The following is a 19982-nucleotide window of genomic DNA, read 5'->3' as shown; positions in this document are numbered from 1 at the left end:
GTGCGTGCACCGGCGCGGCGGGCATGGCGCCTGCCGCGCTGGTAGCACCGTTGCCCATCCACTCCCACACGCACCATGCGCAAGCTGCTGGTACATCTGCACCGCTGGGCCGGCCTGTTCATGGCGGTGTTCCTGGCCGTCGCGGGGCTCACGGGCTCCGTCATTGCGTGGGAGCATGAGCTGGACCGCTGGCTCAACCCCACGTTTCACCGGGTAGCGCCATTCGCTGGCGATGCGCTGCCTGCCACCGAGATCGCGCGGCGCGTGGAGGCCGCGCACCCGCTGTTGCGCGTGAGCTACCTGCCGCTGGCCGCGCCCCCGGGCCAGACGCTGGTGGTCATGGTCGAGCCGCGCCTGGACCCCGCCACGGGGCAGCCATATCCACTGGATTTCGACCAGATGGCCCTGCACCCGGCCACGGCGGTGGTTCAGGGCACGCGCCTGTGGGGCAGGGCTTCGCTCGCGCGGGAGGACATCGTCCCGTTTCTCTACAAGCTGCACTACACGCTGTTCCTGCCGCGCGCCTGGGGGGTAGACTGGGGCGTGTGGTTCCTGGGCGCGGTGGCGCTGCTATGGACGCTGGACTGCTTCATCGCGCTGTGGCTGTCGTTTCCCCGCTGGGCGGCGTGGCGCAAGTCGCTGGCGTTTCGCTGGTCGCGCGGCGGCCAGGTGATCAACTTTGACCTGCACCGCTCGGGCGGCGTGTGGACCTGGGCGCTGATGCTGGTGCTGGCTGTTACCTCGGTGGCCATGAATCTCCATGACGAAGTGATGGAGCCGGTGGTCAACCTGTTCTCCCGCACCAGCCCGAGCCCCTTTGACGAGCGCCCGCGCCGCAGTGCGCTGGAGCAAGCACAGCCCGCTACTGTGGCGCGTGAAGCTGTGGTGGAAGCCGCCCGCGCCGAAGGCCTTCGCCGGGGCTGGCCCGACCCGCCGGGGTTCCTCAGCTACCGCGCTGCGTTTGGTCTGTATGGGGTGGATTTTTATGTACCCGGCATCAGCCGCCCCGGCCTGGGGCCGCCGCGCCTGTACTTTGATGGCGACACCGGTGCCCTGGTGGGCCAGCGGGTGCCGGGCGAGGGCTCGGCGGGCGATCTGTTCATGCGGCTGCAGTTTCCGCTGCACTCCGGGCGCATTGCAGGGGTGCCAGGCCGCGTGGTGGTCACGCTGCTGGGCGTGGCTGTGACGGTGCTGAGCGTGACGGGCGTGGTGCTGTGGCTGACCCGCCGCTCGGCCCGCAGGCGCCTGCCCACAGCAACCGCATCGCCAGGCCAGGTTGGCGCGGCCTATGCCAGGTCTGCCGCCGAAGGCAGATAAAGTCCCTCGGCCGTGGTGATGGACCGCGCCGCCCGAGCCGCGCGCGCCGTGGCAATGGCCGTGGCCTCGGCCGCCATCGTCGCCAGCACCATCATGCCCAGGCTTTTGCCCGCGCGGCCAGTGCCCAGGCTGAAGAGTGTGTCGCCGTCCGACATGGTGTGCACCGGGTTGATGCTGCGCGCCAGGCCATCGTGTGCGGCCACGGCCAGGCGGTGGGCCTGCACCTTGGTGATGACGGCGTCGGTGGCCACCACGCCGATGGTGGTATTGGTGCCCGCCAGCAGAGGCTGGGGCGGTTCGCCGCGCAGCAGGGCGCGGCGCGTGTCGCGCAAACGCAGGCCGTCGTCGGTGCGGGCTCCGGCAATCACCTGGGCGGTATCGGGGTCGATCACATCACCCAGCGCGTTGCAGGCAATCAGGGCTCCGACCGTGACGCCATCCACGGTGACGGAGGCGGTGCCGATGCCGCCCTTCATCGCGCGCTGGATGCCGAAGATCTTGCCCAGTGCCGCACCGGTGCCTGCGCCCACATTGCCTTCGGCGGGGTCGGCGGTGGATGCCGCATCGCACGCTGCATAGCCCGCCGCAGCGTCGGGGCGGATGCGCATGTCGCCCACCAGCAGGTCGAACAGCACGGCGGCGGGCACGATGGGCAGGCGGCCCACGGCCACGTCAAAGCCTACGTTGCGCTCTTCGAGCCAGCGCACGGCGCCGGTGGCGGCATCCAGTCCCCAGGCGCTGCCCCCGGCCAGCACGATGGCGTGCACCTGGTCCACCAGGTTGGAAGGGTGGAGCAGGTCCGTCTCGCGCGTGCCGGGGGCGGCCCCCCGCACATCGACGCCCGCCACGGCGCCTTCGCGGGTGATGATGACGGTGCAGCCCGTGGGGCGTCGGGTTTCGGTGAAGTGGCCGACCTCGATGCCGGCCACGCGGGTAATGCTGCCAGCGTCGCCAGCCAGTGGGTGGTGAGAACTCATGGTCGTTGATTATGGTGCCCGTGCAGGGCGCTTTGTTTGCGTGACATCAGCCGCCCGGCAGGGTGCTCACGGGGCTTTTTCGATCTGCTTGACGTGGTAGGCGCCATTGACCTGCTCTGCCTGAAAGCGCACCTTGTCACCAGGCTTGAGGTCACCCACCACACTGGCGTCCGATACGCGGAACACCATGGTCATGGGCGGCATGTCCAGGTTCTTGATCTCGCCGTGCTTCAGGGTGAGGCGCAGAGTGCGCAGGTCCCAGCGGGTGATCTCGCCTTCGCTCAGTTCCGCTTGCGTCGCCGACGGGGCCGGATGGTGGCTGTTGTGGCTATCGGAGGCTGCAGCGGTGGGGGCTTGCGCCAGAGCGGGCCCTGCACCCAGGATGAGCAGGCTGGCAGTCAATGGGATGGAGAGGAACCTCATGTCGATGCCTTCTTGTTGTAGCTCTTGAAGACGCGGGTGCTGCCGTCGCGCGCCACCAGCAGCACGTCGTACGGGTCACGCCGGTCGCCATACGCAGGGCCGTCCATGCCCGGCGAGCCCACGGGCATGCCGGGCACGGCCAGGCCCAGGGCCTTGGGCTTTTGCTGCAGCAGGGCGCGCACATCGCTGGCAGGCACATGGCCTTCCACCACATAGCCGCCGACGAGCGCGGTGTGGCACGAGCCCAACTTTTGCGGCAGGCCCAGGCGTGCGCGCACCGCGTTGTTGCCGGTGTCGTGCACCTTCACGGCGAAGCCGTTGGCCTGCATGTGGTCCACCCAGTCCTGGCAGCAGCCGCAGTTGGGGTCTTTCCAAACTTCCAGTGGTGTGGGGTTGGGTGTGGGTGTGTTGGTGGCTGCGCGTGACAGCCCCGGTAGCAAGGTGATGGCTACACCCGCGCCCAGCAAAGGCAGCGCGGTGGTGAGCCATTGGCGACGGGCTGGGCTGGCTGCGGCGGATACGGAGCGATGGCGTACGGTGGTCATGGTGTCTCTCCTTGCGTTATTTGTTGCGGGGCAGCACGGTGATAGTTCCTGTCATGCCCGCCTGGTAGTGGCCGGGGATCAGGCAGGCAAAGTCAAAACTCCCGGCGCGGTTGAAGTGCCACACGATGTCGCCGGTCTTGCCAGCCGCCACGTGGGCCATATAGGGTTCGTCGTGTTCCATGCCGGGGTGCTTTTTCATCATCTCTGCGTGCTGGTCGAGCTCGGCCTTGGTGCCGATCACGATCTCGTGCAGCACCTTGCCCTTGTTCTCGGCACGCAGCCGCACGGTGTCGCCCTCGCGCACTTCGATGTGGTTCGGCGCAAAGCGCATGTCGTCGGTCATGCGGACGGTGATGGTGCGGCGCACGGCCTTGGCGTCACCTGCAATGCCCCAGTCCTTTTGCTCCTTGACCACCGGGCTGTTCGATGCGGTGTGATGGGCGTTTTCATGGCCAAAAGAGGTGCTAGCGCTTATCCATAAAGCGCTAGCAGCTATCAATTTAATAGTGTTCATGGTATTTGCCTATGTGTTGGTTCAGTGCTGGTGGCCGCTGGCAGCGGGCTTGCGTGCGTTGGCGGCACCGGGGGCGGTGCCCGGGGTGTCGGCGCGCGCAGGGCGTGGTGTGCTGGCGGGGGCGCCCTGCCATTCGTAGGCCACCGTTCCCGCAGGTTGCTTGAAGTCGCCGGGGTCGCGGTAGTCGCCCGCAGGCTGGTCGGCGCGCACTTTGAGCGTGGTGAACATGCCGCCCATCTCCAGCGGGCCAAACTGCCCGGTGCCAGTCATCATGGGGAAGGTGTTGTCCGGCAGCGGCATCTCCATGGCGCCCATGTCGGCCATGCCGCGCTCGCCCATCACCATGTAGTCGGGCACGATCTTCTGGATCTTGCCGACCAGGCCCCGGTGGTCCACGCCGATCATGGTGGGCACGTCGTGCCCCATGGCGCCCATGGTGTGGTGGCTCTTGTGGCAGTGCAGCGCCCAGTCGCCCAGTTCGTCGGCAATGAACTCGACTTGCCGCATTTGACCCACGGCCACGTCGGTGGTCACCTCGGGCCAGCGCGCGCTTTTGGGTACAGGGCCGCCGTCGGTGCCGGTCACTTCGAATTCGTGGCCGTGGATGTGAATCGGGTGGTTCGTCATGGTCAGGTTGCCCACGCGAATGCGCACGCGCTCACCCTGCCGCGCCACCAGCGGGCTGATGGCGGGGAACACGCGGCTGTTCCAGCACCAGATGTTGTGGTCCAGCATGGTGTTGACTTTTGGGGTCATGCTGCCGGGCTCCACATCAAAGGCGTTAAGCAAAAACGCGTAGTCGCGCTGCACCTTGGCAATCTGCGGGTGGCTTCCCTTGGGGTGGGTGATCCACAGGCCCATCATGCCCATGGCCATCTGCACCATTTCATCGGCATGGGGGTGATACATGAAAGTGCCGGGGCGCCGTGCCTCGAACTCGTACACAAAGGTTTTGCCCACCGGAATCGCTGGCTGGTTGAGCCCACCCACGCCGTCCATGCCGTTGGGCAGGCGCTGGCCGTGCCAGTGGATGGTGGTGTGCTCGGGCAGGCGGTTGGTAACGAAGATGCGCACGCGGTCGCCTTCGACCACCTCGATGGTGGGGCCGGGGCTCTGGCCGTTGTAGCCCCACATGTTGACCATGAAACCGGGCGCCACTTCGCGCACCACGGGCTCGGCCACCAGGTGGAACTCCTTGACGCCTGCGTTCATGCGCCAGGGGGCGGTCCAGCCATTCAAAGTGACCACGGGGTTGTAGGGGCGGCCCGTGGGCGGGTGCAGCGGCGGCGCGGTGTCAGCGCTGGTCTGCATGGCGGGCTCGGGCAGCGCGGCCAGGGCCACGCGGCTGACGGAGGCAGCGGCCACGGCAGTTGCCGCGCCGGAGAAAAAGTTGCGGCGGTTCATGTCAGTGGCCTTGTGGGGTGGTGGAGGCAGCGGCGCCCGATGTGAGGCCCTGCAGCGCGCCTGGCGATGTGCCAGTGAGGGCTAGTTGCAAGTCCGTCTCGGCCAGCCAGAAGTCGCGCTGTGCTTCGATGGCGTTGGCTACGGCCTGGGTGCTGTTGCGGGCTTCGGCCAGCATCTCCCACACGCTGGCCAGCATGCCGTTGTAGCGCAGGGTGGTTTCTTCGCTGATGAGCTGGCGCAAGGGCACGACCTCGGCCTGCTGCTGGCGCGCCAGGTCGAGCGCGGTGCGGTAGGTGAGCCAGGCGGCGCGTACCTCGCTGCGGGCCCGCACAGCGGTGTCTTGCAGCTGGGCGGCACTTTGCTCCACCTCGGCCTGGGCGCGGGTGCGTGCGGCGCCGCCCCAGTCGAACAGTGGCAGGGGCAGCTCGATCTCCCAGCCGCGCGTGATCTCGCGGTGGCCGCCGCCCGGCTCGGTCGCAGTATTGCGGCTGTAGGCCAGTCCGATATCACCAAACAAGGCGCCCGCACGGCTCCAGCCCTGGCGGGTGGCCTGGGTGTCGAGCTGACGGCGGGCCGCCTGTACGTCCAACCGCTCGCGCAGCGCGGTGGCTTCGATGCCGTCTGCAGGCAGGGCGGTGGCGGGCAGGGGCGGCAGCTGGTTGGCCAGCTGGTACTGCGTCTGCAGCCCCCACACACCCATGCGGCGGTTGAGCTGTTCGCGTTCGTTGGCTGCGGCCAGGCGGGCGCGGGCGCGCTGGCGGATGGCCTCTTGCAGCACGGCCTGCTCGCGGGCCTGCTGCAGGCGGCTCCAGTTGCCCACCTGCACCATGCGGCGGGCCAGCTCGGCCCCGGCCTCGGCGGCTTCGACCATGCGGTCATGCGTGGCGGCCACCTGCTCGGCGGCGGCGGCGCGCAGCCAGGCGCGGCGGGTGTCGGCGGCAAGCGTCACCACGTCCTGCGCGGCTTGCAGCGTGGCAACTTGCATGCGCTCGGCTTGCCGCGCGGTGCGCCAGGGCAGGGTGATGAGATCCATCAACCCAAAGGCCAAGGTGCGCTCGATTTCGCGCTCGTGCCTGTTGGTGAAGCGGCCCAGCGCAAGGTGCGGGTTGGGCAGGGTGATGGCCTGCACGCGCTCGGCGTCGGCCATGCCCAGTGCAGCCAGGCGGCCTTGCAGGCCGGGGTTGTTGAGCAGGGCGATGCGCACGGCAGCGTCTTGCGTCAGCGGCTGGGCCAGCCAATCCTGGATGGACTGCTGTGCAGCGGCGCGGGCGGCCGGGTCCGCAGCAGGCAGCGCGGCCACGGTACCGCCCGTGCGGCCTGCCGTGAGTGCGGCTACATCGCTGCGCAGGCCGTCAGGCGACACACTGGCGCAACCCGCAAGCAGCGCAGCTGCAGCCAGCATGGAGAGACGATGCACCGTGCTCATGGTTTGACTCCCTGGGCTGGATGATGGCTGTGGTTTTTAGGCTTGCTGCCGTGGCTGCCATGGCTACTTTTGTGCATGTCATGGTCGGCGGGAGCGTGCGGGCTTGTGGCGGTGGAGGGCGATGCGGCCTGGGCGCCCTGGCGGGCTTCCCACGCCACGATGTCGGCATGGCCGCGCGGGAAGGCGGCCACTGCCTTGTGCCCATCGCTCCAGGACTGGATGGACGGCGATGCCTCGGCAAGGGGCGGCTGGGGTGCCAGGCTGTGGTGAACAAGCGGCACGGTGGCCGCTTCCGGGTTGGCCGCATCCGCATCCGCATCCGCAGCGGCGAGGCCTTGGGCCTGCAATAGCAAAGGGGTCAGCAGCGAAAGGCAAACCAGCCGCCTTGGCCACAAAAGCCGAGACAACGGTGGAAAAAGTAGGGGTGTAGGGGCGCGCACGGCGATCTCCAGAAAACGAACAATGCATTGCGCTGCCGCCCAAATTTCGCTGTGTTCAGCGACATTCAGGCCATGGCAGACACACTTCGGGCGTCGGAGATCAGGCGATGGGTGGTTTGATGACCAGTGCGGCGGGCGCACTGTCAAACGGGGCGGCAAAGAGCGCTAGCAAGCTGCCTGGTGTTGAGGGCGCCAGCGCCGTCTGGGTGGGCGCGTCCAGCATGGCTGAATGGCAGATTTCGCAGGCAGAGCAGGGGCCAGAGTGGTGGTCATGCCCCGCGCAGCCCGTGGCAGGGTCGTCACAGGCGCCAGTTGCTGCTTGTAGTCCATGGTGGCTGGCATGTTCTGCGGCGGCTGTGCCCATCAAATTGGCAGCGTCAGCCTCCGTATGCGCACCATTGTCGTGGTGGTTGGGCTGTGCATGCTGTCCTTGCGGCCCCCAATGCTGCTCGGCTGGGCCATAGGCGGAGAGCTGCGGTAAAACCCCGGCGGCCATGGCAGTGCCGGCAAGACCCCGAAGGACCAGCACCATCATCAACACGAAATACAGGCCGCGACGCATGGGTGAATGATAAGGCGGCTGCCACAAGGTTCCACTGCGACTTGAATCGCACGAGTGCGGCGACAGACAATTGGAGGACAAACCTGCGCCGAACCGGGGCTACGACCGGGGTATAGCCCCACCATGTCAATGTGCTTGCCCTCCCGTGGGGTGGACGCGCGTGCCACGGGCCTTTTTTGTATCGTTCGATTGAAAAGGTCGGTATGTCGTCATGGTTGGCTGCGACAGGGAGCGCGTTCGTCGCGCCGAGTACGCGGCCAAGCGTACCGTGCAGTCTGTGGCTGTCGCGCTGCGCTGTGCAGGCTCAGTGCGCGGCGGGGTACGGCGGCACGTGCCCGCCTTGGGCTAGTGTGCTGGCCACGGCAAACATCAGCTCCAGGTCGATTTGCTCAGGGTCGCGCGGTACTAGGTCGTAGTGGCACAGGGTGCCCAGCAGCACGCCGCTGGAGTCCATGACGGGCACGCCGCAGTAGGCGGGCACGGCCTCGCGGGCGGGGTGGCCCTCTGTGCGTGCGTCGAGCAGGGCATGGGCGGTTTTGAACACGCCTTTGCTGTCGCGCACGTAGCAGCAGTAGGTAGCGGTGTCTGCGACTTCCTGGGCGCGTAGCGTGTTCGTGTTTTCCTTGTCAAAGTGCACGGCGGCATCGGCCTTGCCGTCCTGAAAACGCCAGATGCCGATGAAGCGGTAGTCCGTGAGGTGCACCAGGTAGCCCAACGCATCACGGACACCGTTGGTGTTGAGGATGCTCTGGAACTGCTCGAAATCACGGACGGTATTGACTTGGGCCACGGCCACTCCAGAGAGAAAACAACTGTTGGAGGCGCGATTTTATGTGGCGTAGCGACTTTGGCGGGTCTCAACGAGAATGGCCGCGATCCGGTTCTGCGCCCGTCTGCCTACGTTCCCATGTACCGCCCGGGCCGGTGGTTCATTGCCAGTACCAAGTTGAGCGCGACAGCCCCCGCGATGGACCATGCCACGCGCAGGGGGTCCACCGTCCACAGCGCCAGCAGCACGATGCAGCAATCGACAGCCATCTGAATCTTTCCGGCGCGCCATCCATAGCGGTCCTGCAGATACAGCGCAGCAATGCCCACGCCTCCTAGGCTGCAGCGATGCCTGAACAGCACCAAAAACCCCGTGCCCGTGATCAGTCCGCCCGCAATGGCGGCATACAGCGGCTGCAACTGCGCAAACTGCAGAAACTGCGACTGCAGCTCTGTGAGCAGCGACAGCAGCAGCACTGCAATGAATGTTTTCACGGTGAACGCGCGTCCCAACTTGCGCAGAGCCAGCCAGTAAAACGGCAGATTGACGAAGAAGAAAATCTTGCCAAAGCCGATGCCGGTGGCGTAGTGCAGCAAAAACGCCAGCCCTGCTGTTCCTCCCGTCAGCAGCCCGGCGTTGGTAAAAAACGCAACCCCTACCGAAATCAAAAGTACCCCGGTGAAGATGGCCACCGCGTCTTCTGTCAGCGTGTGCGGGGTGGCCACGGGTGCGGCGGCAGGTGGGGCAACCGGTGCCGGATGGGGCGCAGGAGCGATGGGCGAGCTGGACATGGCGTAAGGCGAAGTGCGTGAAGATACTGACGAGAACGCGCCAGCGAGAGGGAATTAAGGGATCGGGGGAATCGGCGGAATTGGAGCACGCAAGTCCTGTGCCTCTCTTGTCGCCCATCAAGAAAGGCCACGGTCCGTTTTTGATCCCTGATCCCTTAAGACAGGTGTAACACCTGCAACGCCGGGGCACTTGCACCTGACTGCCTTCGCGTTCCTGCGAAAATAGCGGGCTTTGCCCACTGGGGACCTGTTCCCTGATGCAAGCGCCCTCTGGATCCATGCCCAGGCGCGCTGCCAGCACAGTGAATGGCCTCCACCGGATGATTCTGCACCATCGACTCAACAGCTCCAGACTTGTTGTTCTGCTCCAGCAATGGGCGCGGGACGATGGCGCGCGGGCGGGGCCAACCGCAGCGCAGCCGCCTGCCCAGCCCGATGTGGCCGAGCAGCTGAGCCAGTGGCTGGGCCCTGTGGATGCCGTCAAGCTCAGCCGCGCGTTGCACGCGATTGAGGCCTTGCCCCATGAACCAGCTTCCGGAGAGCACCCCGGCGCGCCACTTGACGTGCGCGCTGTCGAGAGGTTTTTTGAAAAGACCAAGACCGAGTTGACCGCGCTGCTCACCGCCGGGATTGCGCCCGCAAAGCCCTTGCGTGCGCGGGCCGACAACACCTCGGCGCAAGCGCCAGACCCGCAGGCCGAGGCTGATTTTTCTGCCCATGGGCCCCGATATCTCGATCTGCAAAGGCAAATGGATACCCGTCTGCTGGCGTTGCGGGCGCAGATGCGGCATGCGCTGACCAAGGGCTCGGTCGCCCTCAGGCAACTGGTGACGCTGGACGCCGTCATGGAGCAGATGCTTGGAGCCCGCGAGCAGCGCATGTGGGCATCACTGCCTGGTCAGTTGGAGCGGCGCTTTGTGCACCGGCAACATAAGCACCAGCAGCGGTTGCAGGCCAGTGGCGCCGCCGATGAACCCCTGCGCTGGCGTCAGCCGGGCGGCTGGTTGTGGGCGTTTGAACAAGATTTACAGGCGTTGCTGCTCGCAGAGTTGCAGGTGCGTCTTCAGCCGATCACGGGACTGCTGGACGCAGCCCAGCAAGAGAACACAGGACTACAGGAATGAACAAGAGTGTGATGACGGTCGTCTTTGCCATGGGCCTTGCGGTCGTGGGCTGGGTGGGTTGGGGTTTTGTGGGTTCAAGCCCGCTTGCGTTGGCGATGACGGTGGTGATAGGCGGGGTGTATGTGCTGGGTGCGTATGAGCTGATGCAGTTTCGCGCTGCCACAGCGTCTTTGGCGAGTGCACTGGCCGACCCAACACCTGGCCCGCTGGCGGACATGGGGGAGTGGCTGAACAGGCTGGCGCCTTCGCTGCGCAACCCGGTACGCCAGCGCATCGAGGGCGAACGCGTGGTCTTGCCAGGTCCGGCGCTCACACCCTATCTGGTGGGGCTGCTGGTCATGCTGGGTATGTTGGGTACGTTTTTGGGCATGGTGATCACCTTCAAGGGTGCCGTGTTTGCGCTCGAGGCCTCGTCCAACCTGGAGTCGATCCGCGCGGCACTCGCGGCCCCCATCAAGGGCCTGGGTTTGTCGTTTGGCACGTCGGTGGCTGGTGTGGCGGCTTCCGCCGCGCTGGGCCTGCTGTCGGCCATGAGCCGCCGCCAGCGACTGGAGGCTGTGCGCTTGCTCGACGCGCGCGTTCCGACAGTGTTCCGGGCGTTTTCATCCGCGCACAGGCGCGACGAAATGCTGCAGGCTCTGCAAGCCCAGGCCCATGCGATGCCGCTCATTGCTGAGCGCCTGAACGGACTTGTGGAGGGGCTGGAGCGCCGCAATGAGCAACTTGGTGAACAGCTGTTGGCGCAGCAACAAGGGTTTCATCGCGAAGCCGCTGCGGCGTACACACAGCTGGCCAGCGCCGTGGGCACATCGCTGCAGGACAGCCTGGGCGCCAGCGCCCGACAGGCGGGTGAGGCGATTCGCCCGGTGGTCGAGCAGGCCATGGCCACGCTGGCGCAGGAGGCCCAGAAATCACACGAGCGCTTGCGCGAAGCCACCGATGGCCAGATGCAGGCGCTCTCGGGCCACTGGGAGGGCACTGTCCGGCAGGTGGCTGATACATGGACCACCGCGCTGCACGGCCAAGCGCACACGCACAGCGCCTTGGTTGAGAAGCTCGACGGCGCGCTGCAGACCGTCACCCAGGCGTTTGACCAGCGCTCCAGCGCTCTGGTGGCTGCGTTGAGCGAGTCCGCGGTGCAATCCCGTACTGCCCAGGTTGTTGCCGACCAGCAGCGCCTGGAAGGCTGGAACCAGTCGATGGACGGCATGGCCCGCTCCCTGACCGCCGAGTGGCAGCGCGCAGGCGCTGAGGCCGTGGCGCAGCAGCGGGATGTGAGCAAGGCGCTGCAAACCACCGCAACGCAGCTTGCAGGCACCTTGCAGACCGCTGCGCAATCGTTTGGCCAGCGTTCTGATGCGCTGCTGACGGCGTTGCAAGAGACGGTGACTCAGTCGCACACCGCCCAGCGCGTGGCTGACCAGGAGCGGGTGCAGGGTTGGGCCCGATCGATGGAGGCAATGACCACCACACTGGCCGACGAGTTGAAATGCGCTGGTGAACACGCGGCGGCCCGGCATCAGAGCGTATGCAATGCACTGGAGTCCACAGCCGCGCAGGTGACCGAGCAGTTGACCGGGCAGGTAACGCGCACCTTGGGCGGTGCCACTGCGCTGATGGAGCAGTCGGACGCGTTGCTGCGCGCACGCCTGGAGGCGGAGGCGCAGTGGGTGCAGGCCCAGGGACAGCGCATGGACGACTTGACGGGCGTTTGGCGCACCGAGCTGGTGGCCCTGCGCGACGCAGAGGCGGTGCGTGGCCAGGCTGCGGTAGATCGGCTCGACACGCTCCAGGCCGCCGTGGCGCAGCACCTTGCCACACTGGGGTCGGCACTGGAAGCACCGCTCACGCGGCTGCTGCAGACGGCTTCGGATGTGCCGCAGGCTGCGGCCGAGGTCATCACCCAGCTGCGCCACGAAATGACGCGGCTGAGCGAACGCGACAACCTTGCGCTGGCAGAGCGCACCGCCATGATGGAGCAGGTAGGGTCGTTGCTGGAGTCCGTCAGCAACGCCGCCGTGCAGCAGCGCAGTGCGATTGATTCCCTGGTGGCATCGGCCAGCCAGGTTTTAGAACAGGCCGGGGCGCAGTTTGCCCAGTCGCTTGGCGCGCAGGCCGGCAAGGTGGACGAAGTGGCCGCGCACGTGGCCGCCAGCGCGGTGGAACTGGCCAGCCTGGGTGAATCGTTCAGTCATGGCGTGGGGCTATTCAGCGCCAGCAACGAAAAACTCATGGAGAGCCTGCAGGGCATCGAGGGTGCCATCTGCCAGTCGATGAGCCGCAGCGACGAGCAACTGGCCTACTACGTGGCCCAGGCCCGCGAGGTGATCGACCTGAGCATCAGCTCGCAGCAGGGCATTGTGGAAGACCTGCGCCGCCTGCATGGCAAATCGTCGGCGCAAGAGGTGGCCGCGTGATGGCGGGTGCGGACGACACCTTTGATGATGCTACTGAGCAGACAGCCCCGGCGTGGGCCGTGTTTGGCGACCTCATGTCGGGTCTGCTGGGCGCGTTTGTGCTGATACTGGTCGGTGTGCTGGTGGTGCAGATCGACTTGGTTGCCAGCCTCAAGCAAGAGGTGGAAAAGCGCCAGATGGAAGAGCAGCGCCGAATGGCGCTGGAGAAGGCCCTGGCTATTCCGCTGGCCAGTGGCCGGGTGACGGTGAACGACGGCCGCATCGGCATCAGTGGCAGCGTGCTGTTTGCAGCGGGCTCCGACCAGCTTCGACCCGAAGGCCGCCAGCTTCTTCAAAGCCTGGTGCAGCCGTTGGCGGTGTACCTGCGGGAGCGCGACGAAATGCTGATGGTGAGCGGTTTTACCGACAACACCACCTTGCTGCGCGGCACGCACCAGCGCTTTGCCGACAACCTGGAGCTGTCGGCCCAGCGGGCACTTACGGTGACCCGTGCATTGATTGACGAGGGCATGCCGTCTTCGCAGGTGTTTGCCGCCGCCTTCGGGGCCGAGCAGCCTGTGGCCGACAACGCGGACGAAGCGGGCCGCGCGCAGAACCGGCGGGTCGAGATGGCGCCCGTGCCCAAGGCGTCCAATGCAAAGACAAAAGCCGCGCGATGAATGAGCCGACGCTGGAGTCGCTGCGGGAGCTTGGGGCTCATGAACATGACGCTGTGCGTTTTCACTACCTGGAGGTGCTGTCCCTGCGTTTGCAGACACAGCCACCCGCCGTGCAACAGGTGTTGGCATTGCGGCTGAACGCGGCAGTAAACGAATATGCCGAGCGCGCCAGACGGGCCTGTGCTCCGGTGGGGGTTGCGGTTGGTACCGAGGGCAAGAGGCCATCGATCGGATCCCCGCTGGCTGAGTTGAACCGGGATCTCAGCGCCCGCACTCAGACCGAGGCTGACGACGTGCTCCTTAGCGACAGTGCCAACGTATCTGACATGAAGAGCGTGCGGCAGTTCAGCGAGGTCTGGTCAAAGATCTCTGCAGACCAGCAGGTGGTGCAGGCCTTGCACCGAGGGCCTGAGAACGCGGGGCCGCTTAATTCTCACAAGCTCATGCTCCGCTCACTCAGCCTGATGCGAACGCTGTCGCCAGACTACCTGCGGCGTTTCATGTCGCAGATGGATTCCCTGTTGTGGCTGGAGGCGGTGAATGCCAAACCTGCGCGTGCGCCAGCTGCGCGCCAGGGGCGTTCGGGTCGAGCAAAGTCCTGATTGCGGTCAACGGCTTGCCGGGCGCGTCAGCGGCGTGACTGGGTGTGATCACAAGCCAAGCGGCGCAGATTCACTTGTCCGACTCTTCGGCCAGGTGGCGCTGAAGCTGCTCATTCGACTTTTCAAGCGCCTCGGCGGTTTCCTGCAGTTTCTGTTCCAACTGGTCGGTACGCTCCACGGCTGATTGCAGATCACCCTTGAGCGCATCTGACGGTATCTGGGTAGCGAGCACCGCATGCACAACGTCCAGTTCGTTGGCAGTGGCCTTGATCTGTTCAGCGGTCTCCAGATTCTGATTCAGGATCTCGGCCATATCCGCGGATGAAGTCTGTGGGGTGTTGCTGGGCATGGTCGAACTCTATAGGGTTGTGGAATCAACGTTCGCTACCGCCACCAAGCGGCGCAACGGCCTACATGCCGCATTCGGTCTGTAGCGTAGATTGTAGGCAGCATCACAACGAACGGAACATCCGGCTCCCCACGATGCCTCTCAATACCATCCTTGTCGAAGACAGCAAGACCATTCAGGACACCCTGGTGCCCGCACTGGCTGAGTTGGCCGACGCGCGAGTGGTCGCCATTGCTACCACCGCCACGGAGGCCAAAGAGGCGCTGGACCAATGGGCTGGCAAATGGCAGTTGATCGTGGTGGACCTGTTCTTGCGGGAAGGTTCGGGACTTGAGGTCCTCCAGGCGTTGCGACAAATGTCGCTACCTCGGTCGCCAATCCAGCATGTCTATGTGTTGACCAACTACGCCACGGCCGACATGCGTCGCAGGTGCGAGCAACTGGGTGCGGACGGGGTGTATGACAAGTCGACCGAGCTGGAGGCATTTTTTGACCGGTGCGTCGCGTTGCGACGTTGACCGGTCAGGGGACGTCAGCGTGTGCGCTGGCTCAGCGCACGTGCGGCAGAGGTTGTGATTCGCTGGCCAATTCCTGGCGTGCCTGTCGGATCACACTGGTACCCCCCGCAATGGCAAGCCACGCCATGATGGCTGCCACGGCCAGATCGGGCCAGGCGCTTCCGGTGCCAAACACGCCCAGCGCTGCGCCCATCACCGCGATGTTGCCCAGCGCGTCGTTGCGGGTGCAAAGCCACACGCCACGCATGTTGGCATCGCCCTCGCGGTACGCATACAGCAGCACGGCCACTCCAAGATTCGCCGCCAGGGCCAGCAGGCCTATGGTGCCCATGGTCAAGGGCTCGGGGGCCACACCGTGCCAGGCACCCCAGACCACGCGGCCCACCACGAACACGCCGAACGCCAGCATGCTGACCCCTTTGACCAGGGCGGCGCGCGCCCGCCATGTGAGGGCCATGCCCAACACCCACAGCGACAACGCATAGTTGGCTGCGTCGCCCAGAAAGTCGATGGCATCGGCCAGCAGCGATGCGGAGCCGGACTGCAAACCCGCACCCAATTCGACCGCAAACATGGCCGCATTGACAATCAGCGCCACCCACAGGATGCGGCGGTAGCGTGGGTCGGCGCTGGCCGGGGCGCCGTGATTGTCGTGATCGTGTTGGCAATGGGCAGACATCGGGTTCTTCTCCAGTCAGGGTTTTCAAAGCGATGGCATGATTTGAAACCTTAAAGTCACTTGAAGGTCAAGCCCATGTCGCAAAACACTGCGCAGTACCGCATTGGTGAGGCAGCGCTGCAGTCTGGCGTTTCCGCCGCCAACATCCGCTACTACGAAAAAGAAGGCCTGCTGGCCCCTGGCGCGCGCAGTGACAACAGCTACCGCATGTACACCGCCACGGATGTGCACCGCCTGCGTTTTGTGCGCCTGTGCCGCGCCATGGACATGTCGCTGGACGAGGTGCGCACGCTGCTGGCACTGGACTGGAGCCGCAAGGAAGACTGCGATGCAGCGCGTGATACGTTGGACGATCACCTGCAGCATGTGCGCGCCCGCCTGGCAGAACTGCAGGCGCTGGAGGCCGACCTGCTGGCGCTGCGCGGTCGCTGCGACGGGTCGGACGCGCATTGCCACATCATCGAGGCGCTGCACGCGCGCGCCGATGCACAGCCTTGGGCGGCGTCCGCCAGCACCGGGCCCGGCAAGCGCCATGTCTGACGCCCATTGCAGCACGGGTGTGAGGACATGTTTCTCACGGGTGTTGGTAACTCCTGATTTGATAGCTTCTAACGCTTTATGGATAAGCGCTAGAGGCCAAAAAAACCTTAATTTTCGTGCCCTGTGACTTTTGGGCCGTGCCAAACATGCGCCGCTATGATCCGACCATGATTTCGCGCTTGCCCGGCTTCTCTCTGCCCGAACGTGTGCTGAACACGGTGCGGCGCTGGGCGGTGGCGTGGTGGCGCATCCTGTACCTGGGTGCCGTGGTGTTGGTGCTGGTGCTGTCGCCGTCCAGCTACGGCAAGGGCACGCGCAAAGCGCTGGCGCGTCATCTGTACCTGGACACGGCCCCCGTGCTGCTCGGGTTTACGGTGTTGGCGGCGCTGATCAGTCTGGTGCTCACCCGCATCGTGGTGGTCACAGCGCTGAGCTATGGCTTGTCGCGCTACGCGCTGGAGATGGTGATCCGCGTGCTGGTGCTGGAGCTGATCCCGCTGACGGCAGCCTTGTTTGTGGCCATGCGCTGCACCATCCCCAATGGCACGCAGATGTCGCGGCTGCGCCAGTCGGGCCGGTTCGAGCAACTGCGCCGCCACGGGTCCGACCCGGTTCGGGTCGAGCTGCTGCCCCGTGTCATCGCCGGGGTGTTTGCCAGCATCACCTTGGCAGCCCTCAGCTGTGTGGTGGCGCTGGTGCTGGCTTATCTGGGTGTGTACGGCTTCAACCTGGCGGGGCTGCCTAGCTATACGCGCATGTTTGGACAGGTGTTTTCGCCCAGCGTGACCATGGTGTTTGCGCTCAAGACCGTGTTCTTCAGCCTGGCGGTTGCGCTGATTCCCATGGCGGCTGGTTTGCACGACACGGGCGAGCGCTCCCAGCCCGACTCTGAACTGGGAGGCCTTGCCCGGATGTTTGCCGTGCTGCTGTTGATCGAGGTGGCCTCGCTCATGGGTAACTACTACTGATGCGGTCGGCCACACGCCAGCCGTGTTCCACGCAAAACCAATCGATGACCCTGACCGTTGCCTATGACCAATAAAAACAACGACAGCCACGGCAGCACGCCGCCACCAGGCCCACCAGCTGCGGGCGAACTGCCTCCGGTGGAAACCTTGCGCCCGGTGGCCTATCTGGAGATCAAGGCCGCAGCACTGCTGCTGTTCACGCTGGCGCTCATCGTCGGGTCGGGGCTGTACCTGTTGTACGCGCGCGGGGCGTTCGAGCCCACGCAAACGCTCATCCTCACTGCCGATGACTCCGAAGGCGTGGTCGTCGGTATGGATATGACCTTTTCGGGCTTTCCCATCGGCCGTGTGCGCCGCATCGAGTTGGCCGATGAAGGCAACGCGCGCATCCTGGTCGACGTCCCTCGCAAGGACGCCCACTGGTTGCGCCAGTCGAGCGTGTTCACGCTGGTGCGTGGCATTGTGGGCGGCACCAATATCCGCGCCTATACCGGCATGCTGACGGACGAGCCCCTGCAAGACGGCGCAGTGCGTCCTGTGTTGCGCGGCGACGCCACCGCCGAGATTCCCCAGCTCATGTCGTCCGCGCGCGAGCTGCTGACCAACCTCAATGCGCTGACCGCGCAAGACGCCGCGCTGGGCAGCAGCCTGACCAATGTGCAGGCGCTCACCGATCGCCTGAACGGCCCGGGTGGTGTGATGGGTGTGCTGATGGGTAACGAGGCCGACGCCAAAAGAATTGTGACCACGCTGGAGCGCACCAACGCCTTGCTCGCGCGGCTTGATGGCATGGCGGCACGTGCAGATCGCCAGGTGTTTGGCAGCGAAGGCAGCCAAGACGCACTGGTGCCCGAGGTGCGCGCCACAGTGGCGCAGCTCAACGGGCTGTTGGCAGACACCCGTACCAGCCTTAAAAAGGTGGACGCCGTTCTGGTCGAGGCCCAGGCCATCGGTGTCAACGCACGGGAGGCCACCACCGACCTGGGAGCCCTGCGTGCCGAGGTAGAGAGCAACTTGCGCAAGGTGGAAAGCCTGGTCAACGAGATCAATCGCAAATGGCCCTTTGCAAGAGACACGGAGCTCAAGTTGCCATGAAGCAATCATTACGGATGACTCTTGGACGGCGATCGTTGGGAGCGGCCGTTCTGGGCGGTTCCTTGCTGCTGATCATGGGCTGCTCCAGCAAGCCCCCGGTGCCGGACTGGCAGATGAATGCCCAAGCGTCCTCACAGAAGGCAGTGGAGGCATATCTGTCCGGCAACGCCCGTGTTGAAGCGCTTGAATGGAACCGCGCCCGAGCGGAGGTGGCCCGCACGGGCCGTCCCGATCTTCTGGCGCGGCTGGAGCTGCTGCGCTGCGCTGCCCAGGTTGCCAGTCTGATGGTGGGCCCGTGTGAGCGGTTCGAGTCGCTGCGTGCCGACGCCGCCCCGGCCGAGCGGGCCTATGCTGACTATCTGGTTGGGCGCTTGCAGCCGGAACAAGCCCCGATGCTGCCGGAGGCGCAGCGCAAGGTGGCAGCGGCGGGAAATGTGGCGACCCTTTCAGGTCTGGAAGACCCCCTGTCGCGCCTGGTAGCCGCCGGCGTGCTGTTCCAGTCGGGGCAAGCCAATCCAACGATCATCGCTGAAGCGACCGATACGGCATCGGCCCAGGGGTGGCGCAGGCCTTTGATGTCGTGGTTGACGCTGCAGGTGCAAAGGGCTGAGGCGGCCGGAGATGCGCAGGCCGCCACCGCATTGCGCAGACGTATCGCCGTTGCCGAGCAAGGTTCGCCTGTTCGGTAGCGCCCCGGTGCTGGCTGATTCAACCTGTGTGGGGCATGTAGCGCAACCCGCCATTCAGCGCAGACGAGCTTGCAACTGGGTCTCTATGTGCTCGCGCTCCATGGCAAATTGCCGGGCATCGATTTCATTGGCTTCGTATTTGCGAGCCGTGGACAGCAGCAGAACGATATTTTCCAGCCGCGTATCCTGCTGGATCGATGGGGGAAGGGCAGTCAACCGGTCAAAGCTCTGTTTGTAGAGCTCGCTCCAGGCCAGGGTTCCCGCCTGCGCCTGGGCGCGCGCGTTGTCGTGCCAGCGGCCAAATTCTTCCAGCGCCACATCGCGTGGGCTGGTGCAGCCGACTAACGCGGCAGCCAATGTGGTCAGAGCCAGTGAGCGGACAAAGGGTGAAAAAGAATCCAGCCTGTTCGCAGAGTATCGAAAACGTGGTGTCACGATCGTCCTCCATTCCTGAATAGCACCGAACTGTCGGTGCGCAGCGCCGAATGGTACTCCGATGCTATGGTTTTTGCTACTGCTGCAGTTTTACTTGGCGCAGCGAAATGTGTTGGGTGCTAAACGTTGCAGTCGCCTCGCCTTGATGGGCGGCCATGGGGGGACCTATTTAGAGGCCCCAACGGGCAGTATCTGATCCAAACCACTGGGTAGCGCCGTCAGAGAATCTACTGCGGGACCAGCAACGTCAGGGGTTAAAAGCGCCATGGAAGCCAGCAGCGCCAGCACCACAGTGCCAAGAAAGGTAACCAACGCACGTGCTCGGGGTGACAACGAACGGTGTTTCATGCTGGAGTCCTCAAAAAGGGTGCGGGGGCCACAATGACCGCCCAGTCAGCCTCAATGGCTGGTGGGTGAGATTTCAGCAAAAGGCCCCGGTTCCGTCTGTCAGACAAGTGCGATACCGCTGCTGTTTGGCCTGCTGTTACGGTTGGTTGCGGTTTCGGAAAACACGTGCCAAAAACAAAAAACCCGCACTGTTGATGGTGCGGGTTTTGTGGGGGTGCTTTCGTTGGAAGTGAAAGCTTGCTAACTGGCGGAGAGGGCGGGATTCGAACCCGCGGTGGGGATTAGCCCACACACGCTTTCCAGGCGTGCGACTTAAACCGCTCATCCACCTCTCCGAAGCCCTCGATTATAGCCATACGAAAACGTCGATTTGGCGGTCAGCGCAATTCGG

24 protein-coding genes and 1 tRNA gene are annotated in these 19982 nt (G+C 65.0%); 10 read left to right on the top strand and 15 right to left on the bottom strand.

The window, feature by feature from the left end:
* The first annotated feature begins 75 nt into the window (after positions 1-75).
* Complete coding sequence (locus ACK4OE_RS05220) at positions 76-1317, top strand: PepSY-associated TM helix domain-containing protein (protein ID WP_409883508.1); 1242 nt, start codon at positions 76-78, stop codon at positions 1315-1317.
* Here the strand turns inward: ACK4OE_RS05220 and ACK4OE_RS05215 are convergent.
* The 10 genes from ACK4OE_RS05215 to ACK4OE_RS05170 form a co-directional block, all read right to left on the bottom strand.
* On the bottom strand, positions 1287-2294 hold the full coding sequence (locus ACK4OE_RS05215; protein WP_409883507.1) for a P1 family peptidase: 1008 nt from the start codon (positions 2292-2294) through the stop codon (positions 1287-1289). The genes ACK4OE_RS05220 and ACK4OE_RS05215 overlap by 31 nt on opposite strands.
* Before the next feature lie 66 nt (positions 2295-2360).
* Complete coding sequence (locus tag ACK4OE_RS05210; RefSeq protein WP_409883505.1) at positions 2361-2717, bottom strand: copper-binding protein; 357 nt, start codon at positions 2715-2717, stop codon at positions 2361-2363.
* Complete coding sequence (locus ACK4OE_RS05205) at positions 2714-3262, bottom strand: DUF411 domain-containing protein (protein ID WP_409883504.1); 549 nt, start codon at positions 3260-3262, stop codon at positions 2714-2716. The genes ACK4OE_RS05210 and ACK4OE_RS05205 overlap by 4 nt, the downstream gene beginning before the upstream one ends.
* A 16-nt stretch (positions 3263-3278) precedes the next feature.
* Positions 3279-3776 carry a plastocyanin/azurin family copper-binding protein gene (locus tag ACK4OE_RS05200; RefSeq protein ID WP_409883502.1) on the bottom strand — a complete coding sequence of 166 codons (498 nt, stop codon included), beginning with the start codon at positions 3774-3776 and terminating at the stop codon, positions 3279-3281.
* 21 nt (positions 3777-3797) lie between these two features.
* Complete coding sequence (locus ACK4OE_RS05195; protein ID WP_409883501.1) at positions 3798-5180, bottom strand: multicopper oxidase family protein; 1383 nt, start codon at positions 5178-5180, stop codon at positions 3798-3800.
* 1 nt (position 5181) lies between these two features.
* Positions 5182-6606 carry a TolC family protein gene (locus ACK4OE_RS05190; protein WP_409883500.1) on the bottom strand — a complete coding sequence of 475 codons (1425 nt, stop codon included), beginning with the start codon at positions 6604-6606 and terminating at the stop codon, positions 5182-5184.
* The gene (locus ACK4OE_RS05185; protein WP_409883499.1) at positions 6603-6959 is read right to left on the bottom strand and encodes a hypothetical protein; all 357 of its coding nucleotides are present in this window, start codon (positions 6957-6959) and stop codon (positions 6603-6605) included. The genes ACK4OE_RS05190 and ACK4OE_RS05185 overlap by 4 nt, the downstream gene beginning before the upstream one ends.
* Positions 6960-7146: 187 nt before the next feature.
* Positions 7147-7608: a hypothetical protein gene (locus ACK4OE_RS05180; RefSeq protein ID WP_409883498.1), complete on the bottom strand. Its 462-nt coding sequence runs from the start codon at positions 7606-7608 to the stop codon at positions 7147-7149.
* Between the two features lie 304 nt (positions 7609-7912).
* Positions 7913-8398 carry a hypothetical protein gene (locus ACK4OE_RS05175; RefSeq protein WP_409883497.1) on the bottom strand — a complete coding sequence of 162 codons (486 nt, stop codon included), beginning with the start codon at positions 8396-8398 and terminating at the stop codon, positions 7913-7915.
* Positions 8399-8505: 107 nt separating this feature from the next.
* Positions 8506-9168, bottom strand: coding sequence for a YitT family protein (locus ACK4OE_RS05170; protein ID WP_409883496.1), 663 nt, complete (start codon positions 9166-9168; stop codon positions 8506-8508).
* Between the two features lie 320 nt (positions 9169-9488).
* Here ACK4OE_RS05170 and ACK4OE_RS05165 point away from each other — a divergent pair, with 320 nt between their 5' ends.
* The 4 genes from ACK4OE_RS05165 to ACK4OE_RS05150 are packed head-to-tail and all read left to right on the top strand — an operon-like array spanning position 9489 to position 13970.
* Positions 9489-10292 carry a DUF3348 family protein gene (locus tag ACK4OE_RS05165; RefSeq protein ID WP_409883495.1) on the top strand — a complete coding sequence of 268 codons (804 nt, stop codon included), beginning with the start codon at positions 9489-9491 and terminating at the stop codon, positions 10290-10292.
* A complete protein-coding gene (locus tag ACK4OE_RS05160) occupies positions 10289-12709 on the top strand; it encodes a DUF802 domain-containing protein (protein ID WP_409883494.1) in 2421 nt (806 codons plus the stop codon). The genes ACK4OE_RS05165 and ACK4OE_RS05160 overlap by 4 nt, the downstream gene beginning before the upstream one ends.
* The gene (locus tag ACK4OE_RS05155) at positions 12709-13368 is read left to right on the top strand and encodes an OmpA family protein (RefSeq protein WP_409883493.1); all 660 of its coding nucleotides are present in this window, start codon (positions 12709-12711) and stop codon (positions 13366-13368) included. Before ACK4OE_RS05160 ends, ACK4OE_RS05155 begins: the two co-directional genes overlap by 1 nt.
* A complete protein-coding gene (locus tag ACK4OE_RS05150; RefSeq protein WP_409883492.1) occupies positions 13365-13970 on the top strand; it encodes a DUF2894 domain-containing protein in 606 nt (201 codons plus the stop codon). The genes ACK4OE_RS05155 and ACK4OE_RS05150 overlap by 4 nt, the downstream gene beginning before the upstream one ends.
* A 70-nt stretch (positions 13971-14040) precedes the next feature.
* Here ACK4OE_RS05150 and ACK4OE_RS05145 read toward each other — a convergent pair whose 3' ends face one another.
* Entirely contained in the window at positions 14041-14319 is a 279-nt protein-coding gene (locus ACK4OE_RS05145) for a hypothetical protein (RefSeq protein ID WP_409883491.1), read from the bottom strand.
* A gap of 134 nt (positions 14320-14453) precedes the next feature.
* On the opposite strand from ACK4OE_RS05145, the gene ACK4OE_RS05140 reads away from it, so the two are divergent.
* The gene (locus ACK4OE_RS05140) at positions 14454-14837 is read left to right on the top strand and encodes a response regulator (protein ID WP_409883490.1); all 384 of its coding nucleotides are present in this window, start codon (positions 14454-14456) and stop codon (positions 14835-14837) included.
* Between the two features lie 31 nt (positions 14838-14868).
* Here the strand turns inward: ACK4OE_RS05140 and ACK4OE_RS05135 are convergent, their stop codons facing one another.
* Positions 14869-15516 (bottom strand): cation transporter, encoded by a 648-nt coding sequence (locus tag ACK4OE_RS05135; protein WP_409883489.1) that lies wholly within the window; start codon positions 15514-15516, stop codon positions 14869-14871.
* Between the two features lie 75 nt (positions 15517-15591).
* Between ACK4OE_RS05135 and ACK4OE_RS05130 the strand changes: the two genes are divergently transcribed.
* The 4 genes from ACK4OE_RS05130 to ACK4OE_RS05115 all read left to right on the top strand — a co-directional run bounded on the left by ACK4OE_RS05130 (position 15592) and on the right by ACK4OE_RS05115 (position 18808).
* Complete coding sequence (locus tag ACK4OE_RS05130; RefSeq protein WP_409883488.1) at positions 15592-16056, top strand: Cd(II)/Pb(II)-responsive transcriptional regulator; 465 nt, start codon at positions 15592-15594, stop codon at positions 16054-16056.
* A gap of 167 nt (positions 16057-16223) precedes the next feature.
* Positions 16224-17024: an MlaE family ABC transporter permease gene (locus tag ACK4OE_RS05125; protein WP_409883487.1), complete on the top strand. Its 801-nt coding sequence runs from the start codon at positions 16224-16226 to the stop codon at positions 17022-17024.
* A 63-nt stretch (positions 17025-17087) separates the two neighbouring features.
* Positions 17088-18119, top strand: a complete 1032-nt coding sequence (locus tag ACK4OE_RS05120) for an MlaD family protein (RefSeq protein ID WP_409883486.1) — start codon at positions 17088-17090, stop codon at positions 18117-18119.
* 14 nt (positions 18120-18133) lie between these two features.
* Positions 18134-18808: a hypothetical protein gene (locus ACK4OE_RS05115; RefSeq protein ID WP_409883521.1), complete on the top strand. Its 675-nt coding sequence runs from the start codon at positions 18134-18136 to the stop codon at positions 18806-18808.
* A 54-nt stretch (positions 18809-18862) separates the two neighbouring features.
* Here the strand turns inward: ACK4OE_RS05115 and ACK4OE_RS05110 are convergent, their stop codons facing one another.
* The 3 genes from ACK4OE_RS05110 to ACK4OE_RS05100 all read right to left on the bottom strand — a co-directional run bounded on the left by ACK4OE_RS05110 (position 18863) and on the right by ACK4OE_RS05100 (position 19926).
* Positions 18863-19243 carry a hypothetical protein gene (locus ACK4OE_RS05110; protein WP_409883484.1) on the bottom strand — a complete coding sequence of 127 codons (381 nt, stop codon included), beginning with the start codon at positions 19241-19243 and terminating at the stop codon, positions 18863-18865.
* 165 nt (positions 19244-19408) lie between these two features.
* Positions 19409-19591 (bottom strand): hypothetical protein, encoded by a 183-nt coding sequence (locus ACK4OE_RS05105; protein ID WP_409883483.1) that lies wholly within the window; start codon positions 19589-19591, stop codon positions 19409-19411.
* Positions 19592-19836: 245 nt separating this feature from the next.
* A tRNA-Ser gene (locus tag ACK4OE_RS05100) sits at positions 19837-19926 on the bottom strand.
* Between the last annotated feature and the right edge of the window lie 56 nt (positions 19927-19982).

Origin of the sequence: Acidovorax sp. (assembly GCF_046314175.1) — a bacterium.
In the GTDB taxonomy this organism is placed as follows: domain Bacteria; phylum Pseudomonadota; class Gammaproteobacteria; order Burkholderiales; family Burkholderiaceae_C; genus Acidovorax.
The sequence above is the reverse complement of the archived record's forward strand: the minus strand, read 5'-3'. Positions and strand labels throughout refer to the sequence as shown.

Excerpts from the sequence above, each read along its gene's own strand:
- ACK4OE_RS05120 (WP_409883486.1), top strand. The coding sequence starts at position 17,088 with ATGACCAATAAAAACAACGACAGCCACGGCAGCACGCCGCCACCAGGC.
- ACK4OE_RS05125 (WP_409883487.1), top strand. The coding sequence starts at position 16,224 with ATGATTTCGCGCTTGCCCGGCTTCTCTCTGCCCGAACGTGTGCTGAAC.
- ACK4OE_RS05145 (WP_409883491.1), bottom strand. The coding sequence starts at position 14,319 with ATGCCCAGCAACACCCCACAGACTTCATCCGCGGATATGGCCGAGATC.
- ACK4OE_RS05105 (WP_409883483.1), bottom strand. The coding sequence starts at position 19,591 with ATGAAACACCGTTCGTTGTCACCCCGAGCACGTGCGTTGGTTACCTTT.
- ACK4OE_RS05155 (WP_409883493.1), top strand. The coding sequence starts at position 12,709 with ATGGCGGGTGCGGACGACACCTTTGATGATGCTACTGAGCAGACAGCC.
- ACK4OE_RS05220 (WP_409883508.1), top strand. The coding sequence starts at position 76 with ATGCGCAAGCTGCTGGTACATCTGCACCGCTGGGCCGGCCTGTTCATG.
- ACK4OE_RS05190 (WP_409883500.1), bottom strand. The coding sequence starts at position 6,606 with ATGAGCACGGTGCATCGTCTCTCCATGCTGGCTGCAGCTGCGCTGCTT.
- ACK4OE_RS05200 (WP_409883502.1), bottom strand. The coding sequence starts at position 3,776 with ATGAACACTATTAAATTGATAGCTGCTAGCGCTTTATGGATAAGCGCT.
- ACK4OE_RS05130 (WP_409883488.1), top strand. The coding sequence starts at position 15,592 with ATGTCGCAAAACACTGCGCAGTACCGCATTGGTGAGGCAGCGCTGCAG.
- ACK4OE_RS05170 (WP_409883496.1), bottom strand. The coding sequence starts at position 9,168 with ATGTCCAGCTCGCCCATCGCTCCTGCGCCCCATCCGGCACCGGTTGCC.
- ACK4OE_RS05215 (WP_409883507.1), bottom strand. The coding sequence starts at position 2,294 with ATGAGTTCTCACCACCCACTGGCTGGCGACGCTGGCAGCATTACCCGC.
- ACK4OE_RS05205 (WP_409883504.1), bottom strand. The coding sequence starts at position 3,262 with ATGACCACCGTACGCCATCGCTCCGTATCCGCCGCAGCCAGCCCAGCC.
- ACK4OE_RS05180 (WP_409883498.1), bottom strand. The coding sequence starts at position 7,608 with ATGCGTCGCGGCCTGTATTTCGTGTTGATGATGGTGCTGGTCCTTCGG.
- ACK4OE_RS05140 (WP_409883490.1), top strand. The coding sequence starts at position 14,454 with ATGCCTCTCAATACCATCCTTGTCGAAGACAGCAAGACCATTCAGGAC.
- ACK4OE_RS05210 (WP_409883505.1), bottom strand. The coding sequence starts at position 2,717 with ATGAGGTTCCTCTCCATCCCATTGACTGCCAGCCTGCTCATCCTGGGT.
- ACK4OE_RS05160 (WP_409883494.1), top strand. The coding sequence starts at position 10,289 with ATGAACAAGAGTGTGATGACGGTCGTCTTTGCCATGGGCCTTGCGGTC.
- ACK4OE_RS05195 (WP_409883501.1), bottom strand. The coding sequence starts at position 5,180 with ATGAACCGCCGCAACTTTTTCTCCGGCGCGGCAACTGCCGTGGCCGCT.
- ACK4OE_RS05150 (WP_409883492.1), top strand. The coding sequence starts at position 13,365 with ATGAATGAGCCGACGCTGGAGTCGCTGCGGGAGCTTGGGGCTCATGAA.
- ACK4OE_RS05135 (WP_409883489.1), bottom strand. The coding sequence starts at position 15,516 with ATGTCTGCCCATTGCCAACACGATCACGACAATCACGGCGCCCCGGCC.
- ACK4OE_RS05115 (WP_409883521.1), top strand. The coding sequence starts at position 18,134 with ATGACTCTTGGACGGCGATCGTTGGGAGCGGCCGTTCTGGGCGGTTCC.
- ACK4OE_RS05165 (WP_409883495.1), top strand. The coding sequence starts at position 9,489 with ATGATTCTGCACCATCGACTCAACAGCTCCAGACTTGTTGTTCTGCTC.